This is a genomic window from Mesorhizobium sp. M00.F.Ca.ET.216.01.1.1, from assembly GCF_004010325.2.
Classification (GTDB): domain Bacteria; phylum Pseudomonadota; class Alphaproteobacteria; order Rhizobiales; family Rhizobiaceae; genus Mesorhizobium.
In genome coordinates, this window is the sequence record NZ_SADR02000011.1 from 167,869 (window position 1) to 180,540 (window position 12,672).

Consider the following 12,672-nt stretch of genomic DNA (forward strand, 5'->3'; position numbering starts at 1 on the left):
ACGGATCGAGGTGAAGACGACTGTTCCGCGAACGCGGAACCGCTATTGAATGGTCCTTGCGCCAAGGTCATGACTCCCGGGCCACGGCAGACAGATCCGACTGGAGAGAGAGAGAGAAGAAGATGGGCACTTTTTTCTACATGCTCCTGGCCTTCCTTGTAGGTGTGTTGGTTGGCTGGTTCATCTGGGGACGCCTGCGTGGCGAACTCGACAGCTTGCGCGGCGATCTCGACCGCACACGCAGCGAGCGCGACAGGCTGCGCGCCGATGCCGACCGCCTGACCGGCGAGTTGGAGGCGGGCGGTCGTGCCCGCGCTGAGGCGCCATCCGCAGCCAGTAAAACGGGCGCCGCGAAGGCAGCTGTCCCAGCGCCGTCAGCCCTGATGGCAACACCCGCGGTAGCCAAATCCGCACGCGCCAAGCCTGCAGCAGCCAAATCTGCAGCGGGCAAGTCCGCGGCAGCTAAATCTGCTCCGGCCAAAGCTGCTCCAGCCAAGTCTGCTGTGCCCAAGCCAGTTGCAGCCAAGCCAGCTACAGCCAAATCATCTGCAGCCAAGACTGGAGCAGCCAAGAAACCCGCCGAAGCGGCACCCGCACCAAAGCCTCTTGCGTCGAAGGCGGCTGCACCCAAGGCAAGTACTGCGCCGAAAAAGACCGCTCCTGCGGCAAGGAAAGCCGCATCGACGCCCGGCAAGGCAGTGGCCGGCAAGGCCGACAATCTGCGGCGCCTGATCGGCGTCGGCCCGGCCAACGAGAAGCTGCTCAAGGGGCAAGGGGTCACGACCTACGCCCAGATCGCCGCCTGGACACCAGCCGACGTCAAGCGGATCGAGGAAGTCCTGAACTTCGACGGACGCATCGAGCGCGAGCGCTGGATCGAGCAAGCGAAATTGCTTGCCGCAGGCGACGAAAAGGAATTTGCACTCCGCTTCCCGACTGCGGGCACCGCCAGCAACACCTGATCATCCTGCCGCATGAGCATATGGCGAACTGGCGGCGTCCGTGACGGGCGCCGCCAGTTTGCTTTTTGGATTAAGGCCGTCTTTGCGTCTTGAGACGCCGTTCTCTCGATTGCGCAAGGCCGGGGCCCCATATAGAGCGATCACTGGCGCCATCGACCGCAGCATCCGAGCCCCATGTCCCTGCCCTCTGCAATCTTCCGCAATGACGAGAGCGCTCGCCAGCTCGTCTTCGACAATCCGGCTGAGATCATTGTGGCGCATGAGGCGGAAGATTTTCTGCCGGCACTGGAAGCCGCGCAGACCGCACACGGAGCCGGCAAATGGTTGGCCGGTTATTTGTCCTATGAGGCGGGCTACCTGCTCGAGCCGAAGCTCGTTCCACTGCTGCCGGCGGGCCGGCGCGCGCCGCTGGTTTGCCTGGGTGTCTTCGATGCTCCGGCCGACCAGGCCTTGCCACGCAGCAGTGCGCCGGCCAGCAACGGTCCGATCTTCGACGCCAGGGCGGCCTGGTCTTTCGAAGACTATGCAAAACGCTTTGCCGAGCTGCACGACCACATCCGCAAGGGCGACTGCTACCAGGGCAATCTGACCTTTCCGGTCCATGCCCAGTGGTCGGGTGATCCGCTGGCGGCCTTCGATGCGCTGACCGAACGCCAGCCGGTGAAGTATGGCGCCCTGGTTGCGCTCGGCGATCCAATCGTCTTGTCGCGTTCGCCGGAATTGTTCTTCAAAATCGATGCCGAAGGCATGATCGAAACGCACCCGATGAAGGGCACGGCGCCGCGCGGTGCGACCAAGGCCGAGGACAAGCGGCTGAAGGCGTTCTTGCGCAACGACGAGAAGAACCAGGCCGAGAACCGGATGATCGTCGATCTCCTGCGCAACGACATCTCGCTGATCAGCGAGGTCGGCACGCTGGCGGTGCCGGAGCTGTTCCGCATCGAGAGCTACCCGACCGTGCATCAAATGGTCAGCCGCGTGCGGGCAAAGCTGTTGCCCGACATGACCATCCGCCAGATCTTCGCGGCACTGTTTCCGTGTGGTTCGATCACCGGCGCTCCCAAGATCCGCGCCATGGAGATCCTGCACGACCTGGAGGGCACGCCGCGCGATGTCTATTGTGGCGCCATCGGCTGGATCGCGCCGGGCGGCACGATGCGCTTTTCCGTGGCGATCCGCACCATCTCGCTCTTTTCTGGCGGCGAGGCCGTCTACAATATCGGCGGCGGCGTCGTCTTCGATTCGACGGCTGAGGAGGAGTATCAGGAGTGCCTGCTGAAAGCGCGCTTCGCGACGGGAACGCTGCCGATTTCGAGCTGATCGAGACCATGCGCTGGGAACCGGGCCAGGGTTTCCTCCGCCTCGATCGCCATCTTGCGCGCCTCTATGGCTCGGCAGCGGAGCTCGGCTTTGCCTGCGATCCGCAAAGGGTCGGCGAAGTGCTCATGAACACGGTCGGCCGGCAACAAATCGCCCTGCGCATGCGCCTCCTTCTGTCGCGCAATGGCGAGATGACCGCCTCGGTGCAGCCCTACGAGCCGCTCGCCGCCGACAAGGTCTGGAGACTGCAACTGGCGCGGACGCGGCTCGATTCGGGCGACATGCTGCTGCGCCACAAGACCAGTCGTCGAGAGACCTACCAGCGGGCACGCGCGGAATATCTCGCCAGCCGGGCCGACGAGGTGCTGCTGGCCAACGAGCGCGGCGAAATCTGCGAGGGCACGATCACCAATGTCTTCGCCGATTTCGGCGACGGCGTGCTGGCGACGCCGCGGCTCGATTGCGGCTTGCTGCCTGGCGTATTGCGCGGTGAGTTGCTGGATGAAGGCCGCGCCCGCGAAGCAATCTATACCTTGGATGATTTGAAGTCGGCCAAGGCGCTTTTCGTCGGCAATTCGCTGCGCGGGTTGATCCCGGCAAAATTGGGCTGATACGAAGCGGATACGAGAATGATCGCTGCCGCATTGGACTCCTGCAGACAAGCATGAATTTCCGCTCGCCGACCCACACGCCCTATGACGGTTCATCAAAGCTCTTCACCATCGGGCTGAAGCCGCTCGACCTCGACGCATGGATCGAGGTCGACGAGCATCTGCTGCTCTATCACGCCGAGAAGCGCCGCCTCTACGCGCAAATCCCCGATAAGGTCTTTGTCGAGGAGGACGGCACGCGCGAGGCCCAGCGTGAAGTGCTCGATCTGCTCGGCGCGCATCTGCCAGCGAAATTCCGGCACGCCTACCTGCGCTCCGGCGCCGGCATCGAACTGACCGGCGCCGCGTGCGATTCAGCCGGTATCTGCACAGCCGATGATCTCAGCGACGCCCCTCTGGTCGCGGCCTCGCTGCTCGTTCAGGAAGACCTGATCCTGATGCGCCGGGACGACAGCGGCTGGCGGCTGGTCGCCGGCTCGCTGTGCTTTCCCTCGTCATGGTCGCTGATCGAGAAATTCGGCAGGCCGCTGCAGCAGATCCATGCGCCGGTGCCGGGCTTCGGCCCGGGCACGCGCCCGGCCGATCTCATCAACCGCATGTTCGACGGTCTCCAGGGCCAGGCGGTCGAGCGCTACAACTGGTCGATCCAGGCTGGCGATGCGCTCTACCATCCGCTCTCCGGCCTCGAACGCATCGACCGCGCCACCAACCGCCCGTCCAGTTTCCCGGACGGCGACATCGACGCCCATGCCTTCATCCGCGTCGAGCGGCAGACGCTGCGGAAGCTGCCGGTATCGCGCGACATCCTGTTCACCATCCGCGTCCATCTCGACCCGCTCAAGGTGCTGGCCCGCCACCCCGAAGGGGCAACGCTCGCGGCATCTTTCGCCGCTGAATTGCAGGCACTCGACGAGGCGCAACTCGACTACAAGGGCATGACGGCCGACCGCGACCGGCTGGTCACCATGCTCAGGACGCTGGCGCTGTCCTAAAAGCGCGTCGCATCTGGAGTGATCCATGCGATGCGCTTTGTCGTCATCCCAAAACCGCTGCGCACTTGCATTAAATCGCCGCCAGGCCCAGCAGCAGGATTGTGGACATCGCGGTAAACACGGTGACGTTGACGTCCCACCGCCAACCCGCCGGTCCGAATGGTGGCCGGAACGGCAAATAGCCATTCTCGTCGTAGAGCACACCGCCATAGATCGGTCGCGAGAGCATGGCCACGAAGAAGGCTCCATACATGGCGGCACCCAATCCGCCGGCGAGATAGAGCCGTTCGGCTTCGAGTTGCCCCTTGATCCAGATGAGCCCCAGCGCAATCAGCGCGACTCCGGTGTAGCTCAGCACCTGCCAGACGACGTGAAACCGGGCGTGGGGAGTCCACAGCGGATTGGTGGCGTGGGTGGCGTTCAAGTCGGCTTTGATCGTCACCACACCGTAGCCAATGGTCGCGAGGCTCAGAAGAACGCGGGCAAGCAGATGACTGTCGTAAGCGATTTCCATCGCACTTTCCTCCTCATTAGAGAAATCGATGACAGGCACTTCAGCAGTGTGCCGGCCGCACATGGCTGCCGCGCCTGGCCACGACGCGGCATGCCATGTTACGCCGCCGGAATGGATTGAATAGCGCCCTGGGCACAGAAGAGCTGTCCGTCGGCCAGCCGCGCATAATTATGGACGATCCCATTTTCATGATCCTGCAGCTGCACAACGAAGTTGCCGCTCTGTTCCGTCCAACTCACGAGCACGAGGTTCGGGCGTACGCTGGTCAGGTCGACCTTGACCATCTCATCAATTTCAGTAGCTCCAATCGACGCCTGCACGTGCAATTCCTCCGGCGAGAAAAACGTTAGCCGGGGTACGAAGGAGCCGAAAACACAATCGAATGTCTTACCGATAAGCGAGGCTGGAAAAGCTTCCACCATAACTCCCTCCGTTTGGCTGTGACTGTTGTCACCAAAGCCATCTCAATTCTCGGTACCTTAGGCTCATAATGCGTTTTGGAGCGCTCCAAATTGACGATCTGCCTCTTCCAACCCTGAGTCAACAAATTCTTGGAGCGCTCCAAAAAATGGGCTAACTGAACGGAAAATGAGGAATCGCAAATGCCAACCCTAGCCGATGTCGGCAAAGCCGCCGGGGTTTCCCGGGGGACAGTTTCCAATGTCTTCAACCGGCCGGAACTGGTGAGGCCTGAATTGCGCCAGCGCGTCGAAGCGGCTGCGCGAGCGCTCGGATTTGGCGGCCCCGATCCGAAAGGACGATTGCTGCGCCACGGCAAGTTCAATTCCATCGGGTTCATGCCGCCTGGTGCCTACGCCATCGCCGACGTGATGAGAAGTCCCTATGGCCGCGAGTTGGTGCTAGGCGTTTCGCTCGCCTGCGACGAGGCAGGAGTGACGCTCAGCCTTGTAAACGGCACCGACAATACGCGCATTGCCAGTATCCGCGAGGCCCTGGTTGACGGCTTCATTCTTGGTCACAGCGCCGACATCGGCCTCATAACCTCGGCGCAACGACGGCGCCTCCCCTTTGTCATTCTCGAAAGCGATGCAGGCCCCGACATCAATTCGATAAAGATCGACGGCAGAAGTGGCGCGGTTGCAGCCGTCCGGCATCTGACAGGGCTGGGACATCGGCATTTTGCCATCCTGTCCGTGCGCCGGACTTCTGGCCCTCCGATCGTCCATATGCCCGGACAGGCGAAGCGCCCGCTTCTAGCCGGCTTCTCGCTCGACGACGAAAGGCTCGACGGCTTCAGACAGGGTTTGACGGAGGCGAATTTGTCGATCGATGATGTCCCGATCATCGAGACAACGCCAGGGGATCCGTCTGCCGGAGCGATGGTGTTCGACTGTGTGCCGGAGGCGACCGCAATCCTGACCATGTCGGATTGGCAGGCGATCACAATACTCGACGAGGCGGTTCGTCGCGGTATAGACGTGCCGGGCCATGTATCGGTCATTGGCTTCGATGGCACTGCTGAATCTGCACGCACCACGCCGCCGATGACGACTGTGGCGCAAGACGTGATCGGAAAAGGCCGGCTTGCTGCCCGCATGATTCTTGACAACGCAGCACCCCGGCAGATCGTCCTGCCCGTAGAATTGGTGGTTCGGGCATCCACAGCTGCGCCGAGGGCAAAAATCCGCTGAACGGACGGGCACGCGTCGCCTGGGCCTTGGCGCTTTTCGCTGGTTTATGACAATAATCTGTGGTTGTAGCGCTTTGCAGTCCGGCAAAAAATCCCCGGCTTTTCCCCTTGTTCGAAGGAGTATTCGATAAAATGGCGAATGAAAACTGGCCCGTTTACGGTGAAATCACCGGCCCTGTCGTGATGATCGGCTTCGGCTCGATCGGACGGGGAACGCTGCCGCTGATCGAACGCCATTTCAAGTTCGACAAGTCGCGCATGACGGTCATTGACCCGCGCGACACCGACCGCAGGCTGCTGGACGAGCGCGGCATCACCTTCATGCAGGATGCGGTGACCAAGAAGAACTACAAGAAGCTGCTGACGCCGCTTTTGACCAAAGGTAGTGGCCAGGGTTTCTGCGTCAACCTGTCGGTCGATACCTCTTCGCTCGAACTGATGAAGCTCTGCCGCAAGCTCGGCGTGCTCTATGTCGATACGGTGGTCGAGCCGTGGCTCGGCTTCTATTTCGACAAAACGGCCGACAACGCTTCACGCACCAACTATGCGCTGCGCGAGACCGTGCGCGAGGAGATCGAGAAGAACCCGGGCGGCACCACGGCGATCTCGTGCTGCGGCGCCAACCCAGGCATGGTTTCGTGGTTCGTCAAGCAGGCGCTGGTCAACTTGGCCACCGATCTTGGGCTGGAGTTTTCCGAGCCCGCCCAAACTGATCGCGAGGGCTGGGCCAGACTGATGAAGAAGGCCGGCGTGAAAGGTATCCACATCGCCGAGCGCGACACCCAGCGCACCAAGAAGCCGAAGCCGATGGACGTGTTCTGGAACACCTGGTCGGTCGAAGGCTTCATCTCGGAAGGGCTACAGCCGGCCGAACTCGGCTGGGGCACGCACGAAGAGTGGATGCCGAAGAACGCCAGGCAGCACATGTATGGCTCGAAGGCGGCGATCTATCTGGAGCAGCCGGGTGCCAACACGCGTGTGCGCACATGGTGCCCGACGCCCGGCCCGCAATACGGCTTCCTAGTGACGCACAACGAGGCGATTTCGATCGCCGACTTCTTCACCCTGCGCGGCAAGAAGGGCAAGGTGCAATACCGCCCGACCTGCCATTACGCTTACCATCCCTGCAACGACGCGGTGCTGTCGCTGCACGAGATGTTCGGCGCCGCCGGCAAGGCGCAAACCGTGCACCACGTGCTCGACGAGAACGAACTGGTCGATGGTCTCGACGAACTCGGCGTGCTGCTCTACGGCCACGACAAGAACGCCTACTGGTATGGTTCGCAGCTATCGCTTGCGGAGGCGCGCAAGCTGGCGCCTTACCAGAACGCCACCGGTATGCAGGTCACCTCCGCCGTGCTGGCCGGCATGGTATGGGCGCTGGAAAATCCCGAGGCCGGCATCGTCGAGACCGACGAGATGGACTACAAGCGCTGCCTGGACGTGCAGAGCCCCTATCTCGGGCCGGTCAAGGGCTACTATACCGACTGGACGCCGCTTGATAATCGCCCGGGCCTTTTCCCCGAGGATCTCGACAAAAACGACCCGTGGCAATTCCGCAACATCCTCGTGCGATAGCACCTCTGCCAATAGGCCCCACCGCCTTGCAATCGCCCGGAAATCGGGCGATTGAAGAGCTGCGGACTGAGGAGAGGATTTTCAGATGGTGATTGCGCGCAAAGTTCTTTCTATGGGCCTGGCGGGCGCCCTTGCGACGATGCTCGCTGCCTGCGCGACCAGCGGCCCGGGCGAGCCGCCGGGAGCGGCGGCGCCTACAGGGGTCGAAGGCTCCTGGCTCAACGCTGAAGGCAACGCAGTCTCGACATTGAACGGCGGAAAATTCACGACCGTTTCTGCCGAAACCGGCGAGAAGTTTGCAGATGGCAGCTATACCAAGACCGGAACCACCTCGGTCGCGATCAACGGCACATCGCTGATCCGGCAGCAGCCGATCAGCTTCAATTGCCTGCTGGTATCCACCAGCCAGCTCAACTGCACCAGCGCGACCGGCCAGAACTTCGTGCTGACCAGACGCGTCTGAACCAACCGGCATCCGCTTTATCGAGGGACGGCGGCTTGTGGCCGCCGTCCTTTTTTGCGCCGGCAAAGTCCAACCCGATTTCTGCTTGCATCCGCCAAAACAGGGTGTGAACATGGTCTTGAGAGGGCTGTTACATTCCAGTCAAGCAAGAGCGTTAAACGCCTCTGGTCAGGTCATCTGGGAGACAAAAATGAAAAAGATCGCCGCCATTGCCGCGCTGTCGGCATCCACGCTTGGCCTGTCGGCCGGAGCATCCTTTGCCGACTACACACTGAACATATTGCACATCAACGACTGGCACAGCCGCATCGAAAGCAACAATAAATACGAGTCGACCTGTTCGGCCGAGGAGGAAACCAAGGGCGAGTGCATCGGCGGCGCGGGGCGGCTGGTCACGGCAATCGCCCAGGAGCGCAAAAAGCTCGAAGGCCAAAACCTGCTGCTGCTCAGCGCCGGCGACAATTTCCAGGGCTCGCTCTTCTACATCACCTACAAGGGCAAGACCGAAGGCGAATTCCTCAACCAGATGAAGTTCGACGCCATGGAGCTCGGCAACCATGAGTTCGACGATGGCGAAAGTGCGTTGGCGCCGTTCCTGGACATGATCCAGTTTCCGGTGCTTGGCGCCAATGTGAAGGCCAACGACCAATCCAAGCTTGGCGATCGGGTCAAGCCCTCGATCGTGCTCGAAGTCGGCGGCCAGAAGATCGGCATCGTCGGCGCCGTCACCAACGACACGCCGGAGCTCGCCTCCCCCGGCCCGAACATCAACATCGAGGACGATGTCAAGTCGATTACCGCCGAGGTCGAGAAGCTGAAGGGACAAGGCATCAACAAGATCATCGCCGTCACCCATATCGGTTACAAGCGCGAACGCGACGTCATTGCGAAAATTCCGGGTATCGACGTGGTGGTCGGCGGCCACAGCCATTCGCTGCTGTCCAACACCGATCCCAAGGCGGAAGGCCCCTATCCGACGATGGTCGACAATCCGGACGGCTACAAGGTGCCGGTTGTCCAGGCAGCGTCCTATTCGAAATATCTCGGCGAGTTCAAGGTCGTGTTCGACGACAACGGCGTCGTCAAGCAGGCCAGCGGCGACCCGATCCATCTCGATAAGTCGATCACGCCCGACCCAGCCGTGCTCGCCCGGATCAAGGAGCTTGGCGCGCCGATCGAGGCCTTGAAGAACAAGGAAGTCGCCGAGACCACCAAGCCGATCGATGGCAGCCGCGACAATTGCCGCGCCCGCGAGTGCGAGATGGGCAATCTCGTCTCCGACGCCGTCCTCGATCGCGTCAAGGACCAGGGTGTGGAGATCGTCATCTCGAATGGCGGCGGCCTGCGCGCCTCGATCGACCAGGGCACCGTCACCATGGGCGAGGTGCTGACGGTGCTGCCGTTCCAGAACACGGTGGCGACCTTCCAGATTTCCGGCAAGGATCTGATCGCCGGGCTGGAAAACGGCCTCAGCCAGCTCGAGGACGGCGCTGGACGCTTCCCGCAGGTCGCCGGCCTGAAATATTCATTCGACAAGTCGGCTGTGCCCAATGCGGGCCGAGTCAAGTCGGTCGAGGTGATGGAAGGCGGCGCCTGGACCCCGCTCAATCCCGACAAGGACTACCTGGTCGCTACCAACAACTATGTGCGCCAGGGCGGCGACGGCTACAAGGTCTTCGCCGAAAAGGCGAAGAACGCCTATGATTACGGTCCAGGCCTCGAACAGGTGGTCGCCGACTATCTTGGCGCGCACCGGCCCTACACGCCGAAGCTCGATGGCCGCATCACCGAGATCGCCACAACCACTGCAGCGGCCCCGGCCGCGCAACCGGCCAAGCCGACAGCAGCAGCACCCGCCGAACCGGCGATGCCCGCGTTGCCAGACGGCTCGGGCAATATCGCCCAGACGCCGCCGATCGTTCCGGCGGAACCCGCGCCGGCGACGCCTGCACCTGCCGAGCCCGCAAAACCGGCCGAGCCTACAAAACCGGCCGAGGCGGCGCCTGCAACACCCGCCCCGGCCCCACCCGCCCCAGCGGAACCGGCCAAGCCGGCTGAGGCCGCACCAGCCGAAAGCAGCCACGTCATCGTCGCCGGCGATACCTTCTGGGACCTGGCAAAGAAGGCCTATGGCGACGGCACCAAGTGGAAAATGATCTCCGACGCCAACAAGGCCTACGAGCCGCGCCGGCTCCCCATCGGCGCGACCCTGACCATCCCAGCGGCGAAGTAATTCGCTTCCTCAGCGCTGAAACCCGTCTGGGGCAACCGGGCGGGTTTTCTGCTTTCGAGTTATTAGAGATAAGGTGCGGCCAGACGTTGCATTGAAAACCGGCGCCACATCGTTAGAGCAAAGATGCTCCAGGATCGGTATATCCTGGTTTCCGCGCTGTATCCGGAGACCCCTATGACCCTTTCCAGCCCTGTCGATGGCAAAGCCGCGAAGGCTCGCGGCCCGTTGCCGGCGGGACATATGCCGGCCAAGACTGGCAAGGTCGGCATCATGCTGGTCAATCTCGGCACCCCCGACGGCACCGACTTCAAGCCGATGTGGCGTTACCTCAGGGAATTCCTCTCCGATCCGCGCGTCATCGAGCTCAACAAGGCGATCTGGTATCCGATCCTCTACGGCCTTGTTCTCACCACCCGGCCCAAGAAGTCCGGCGCCAACTACGCCAGGATCTGGAACCGCGAACGCAACGAATCACCGCTGTGCACCTACACCCGCGCCCAGGGCGAAAAGCTTGGCAAGGCGCTCAGTGACCTTCCCGATGTCGTGGTCGACTGGGCTATGCGCTATGGCAATCCCTCGACCGAGAGCGTGGCCAAAAGGCTGGTCGAACAAGGCTGCGACCGCATCCTTTCGTTCCCGCTCTATCCGCAATATTCGGCGACCACCACCGCGACCGCCAACGACCAGCTGTTCCGCGCGCTGATGAAGATGCGGCGAGCACCTGCTATCCGTAGTGTGCCGCCCTACTATGACGAGCCGGTCTATATCGATGCGCTCGCCCATTCGATCGAAAAGCACCTGGCAAGCCTCGACTTCGAGCCCGAGGTGGTCATCGCCTCCTATCACGGCATCCCGAAACCCTATTCCGACAAGGGCGACCCCTATCAGGCCCATTGCCTCGAGACGACGCAGCGGCTGCGCGAAAGGCTCGGCTGGAGCGACACGAAGCTGATCACCACCTTCCAGTCGCGTTTCGGTGCGCAGGAATGGCTACAGCCCTACACCGACAAGACGGTCGAGAAACTCGGGCATGAGGGCGTGAAGTCGATCGCCATCGTCAACCCCGGCTTTTCCGTCGATTGCATCGAGACACTGGACGAAATCGGCAGGGAGGCGGCCGAGACCTTCCATCACGCCGGCGGCGAGAAATTCGCACATATCCCTTGCCTCAACGACAGCGCCGAAGGCATGGCGGTGATCGAGGCGATGGTGCGGCGCGAGCTGTCGGGCTGGGTTTGAAATAAAACCGCGAGCGTTGCTGGCTCGGCTGGTCTATGCACTGCCAATACGCGATCACCTGATTGTAACATTTCTGAAACACACTTAAGTGTTTTGTGGGGTCAGTTGCGCGGAAACGCCTGCGTGGCCGGCGTTTGAGGGAGAGCCAAATGGATTTCAGTGGTTTCGATATCGCGATTCTTGTTCTTGTCGCTCTTGTCGTGCTCGTGCTGTTCAAAGGCATCAGGACAATCCCGCAAGGTTTTAATTATACCGTCGAACGTTTTGGCCGTTACACCAAGACATTGAGCCCTGGCCTCAACCTGATCGTGCCGTTCGTCGATCGCGTCGGCGCCAAGATGAATATGATGGAGCAGGTGCTCGACGTCCCGACGCAGGAAATCATTACCCGCGACAACGCCATCGTCGCCGTCGACGGCATCGCCTTCTACCAGGTGCTCAACGCGGCGCAGGCGGCCTATCAGGTCGCCGGCCTCGAGAACGCCATCCTCAACCTGACGATGACCAACATCCGCACCGTCATGGGCTCGATGGACCTCGACGAGCTTCTGTCCAACCGCGACGCAATCAACGAGCGCCTGCTGCGCGTCGTCGACGAGGCAGCACACCCCTGGGGCATCAAGATAACCCGCGTCGAGATCAAGGACATCAATCCGCCGGCCAACCTCGTCGAATCGATGGGCCGCCAGATGATGGCCGAACGCAACAAGCGCGCGCAGATCCTCGCCGCCGAAGGCCTCAAGCAATCGCAGATCCTGGAAGCGGAAGGCCGCAAGGAAGCCGCGTTCCGCGACGCCGAAGCGCGCGAACGTTCGGCCGAGGCCGAGGCACGCGCCACGCAGGTCGTGTCGGACGCGATCGCCAAGGGCGACGTTCAGGCGCTCAACTACTTCGTCGCCCAAAAATACACCGAAGCGCTGGGCAAAATCGGCATGGCAGGAAATTCGAAGATCGTTCTGATGCCTTTCGAGGCATCGTCGCTGATCGGCTCGCTCGGCGGCATCGGCGAGATCGCCAAAGAGATCTTCAAAGGCGACGGCTCAGCCGCCGGCCCGCAACGGCAGGCGGCACGCCCGCCGGTGGTTCGCCCCAGCGAGACCTGATGCCTC

The 12,672-nt window shown here is 61.9% G+C and carries 12 protein-coding genes; 10 read left to right on the forward strand and 2 right to left on the reverse strand.

The annotated features are described in order from the left end of the window. Nucleotides 1-122 precede the first annotated feature (122 nt). From EN859_RS16465 to EN859_RS16480, 4 genes are all read left to right on the forward strand, one after another. Complete coding sequence (locus tag EN859_RS16465; RefSeq protein ID WP_127853943.1) at nucleotides 123-962, forward strand: proton-conducting membrane transporter; 840 nt, start codon at nucleotides 123-125, stop codon at nucleotides 960-962. A gap of 174 nt (nucleotides 963-1,136) precedes the next feature. Next, complete coding sequence (locus EN859_RS16470; RefSeq protein ID WP_127853944.1) at nucleotides 1,137-2,282, forward strand: aminodeoxychorismate synthase component I; 1,146 nt, start codon at nucleotides 1,137-1,139, stop codon at nucleotides 2,280-2,282. Then, complete coding sequence (locus EN859_RS16475; RefSeq protein ID WP_127853945.1) at nucleotides 2,231-2,893, forward strand: aminotransferase class IV family protein; 663 nt, start codon at nucleotides 2,231-2,233, stop codon at nucleotides 2,891-2,893. Before EN859_RS16470 ends, EN859_RS16475 begins: the two co-directional genes overlap by 52 nt. A gap of 53 nt (nucleotides 2,894-2,946) precedes the next feature. Further along, nucleotides 2,947-3,885 (forward strand): DUF3445 domain-containing protein, encoded by a 939-nt coding sequence (locus EN859_RS16480; RefSeq protein WP_127853946.1) that lies wholly within the window; start codon nucleotides 2,947-2,949, stop codon nucleotides 3,883-3,885. 70 nt (nucleotides 3,886-3,955) lie between these two features. Here EN859_RS16480 and EN859_RS16485 read toward each other — a convergent pair whose 3' ends face one another. Both EN859_RS16485 and EN859_RS16490 read right to left on the reverse strand, forming a co-directional pair. Continuing rightward, a complete protein-coding gene (locus tag EN859_RS16485; RefSeq protein WP_127853947.1) occupies nucleotides 3,956-4,399 on the reverse strand; it encodes a hypothetical protein in 444 nt (147 codons plus the stop codon). Between the two features lie 98 nt (nucleotides 4,400-4,497). Further along, on the reverse strand, nucleotides 4,498-4,821 hold the full coding sequence (locus tag EN859_RS16490) for a hypothetical protein (protein WP_127853948.1): 324 nt from the start codon (nucleotides 4,819-4,821) through the stop codon (nucleotides 4,498-4,500). Nucleotides 4,822-5,001: 180 nt separating this feature from the next. On the opposite strand from EN859_RS16490, the gene EN859_RS16495 reads away from it, so the two are divergent. The 6 genes from EN859_RS16495 to EN859_RS16520 all read left to right on the forward strand — a co-directional run bounded on the left by EN859_RS16495 (nucleotide 5,002) and on the right by EN859_RS16520 (nucleotide 12,666). Next, nucleotides 5,002-6,051, forward strand: a complete 1,050-nt coding sequence (locus tag EN859_RS16495) for a LacI family DNA-binding transcriptional regulator (RefSeq protein WP_127853949.1) — start codon at nucleotides 5,002-5,004, stop codon at nucleotides 6,049-6,051. Between the two features lie 131 nt (nucleotides 6,052-6,182). Beyond that, complete coding sequence (locus EN859_RS16500) at nucleotides 6,183-7,628, forward strand: homospermidine synthase (protein WP_127853950.1); 1,446 nt, start codon at nucleotides 6,183-6,185, stop codon at nucleotides 7,626-7,628. Nucleotides 7,629-7,713: 85 nt separating this feature from the next. Then, complete coding sequence (locus EN859_RS16505; RefSeq protein ID WP_127853951.1) at nucleotides 7,714-8,091, forward strand: hypothetical protein; 378 nt, start codon at nucleotides 7,714-7,716, stop codon at nucleotides 8,089-8,091. A 190-nt stretch (nucleotides 8,092-8,281) separates the two neighbouring features. Next, nucleotides 8,282-10,324 (forward strand): bifunctional UDP-sugar hydrolase/5'-nucleotidase, encoded by a 2,043-nt coding sequence (locus EN859_RS16510; RefSeq protein WP_127853952.1) that lies wholly within the window; start codon nucleotides 8,282-8,284, stop codon nucleotides 10,322-10,324. 174 nt (nucleotides 10,325-10,498) lie between these two features. Continuing rightward, nucleotides 10,499-11,563 carry a ferrochelatase gene (gene hemH, locus EN859_RS16515; protein WP_127853953.1) on the forward strand — a complete coding sequence of 355 codons (1,065 nt, stop codon included), beginning with the start codon at nucleotides 10,499-10,501 and terminating at the stop codon, nucleotides 11,561-11,563. 149 nt (nucleotides 11,564-11,712) lie between these two features. Further along, on the forward strand, nucleotides 11,713-12,666 hold the full coding sequence (locus EN859_RS16520) for an SPFH domain-containing protein (RefSeq protein ID WP_127853954.1): 954 nt from the start codon (nucleotides 11,713-11,715) through the stop codon (nucleotides 12,664-12,666). The last annotated feature ends 6 nt before the right edge of the window (nucleotides 12,667-12,672 follow it).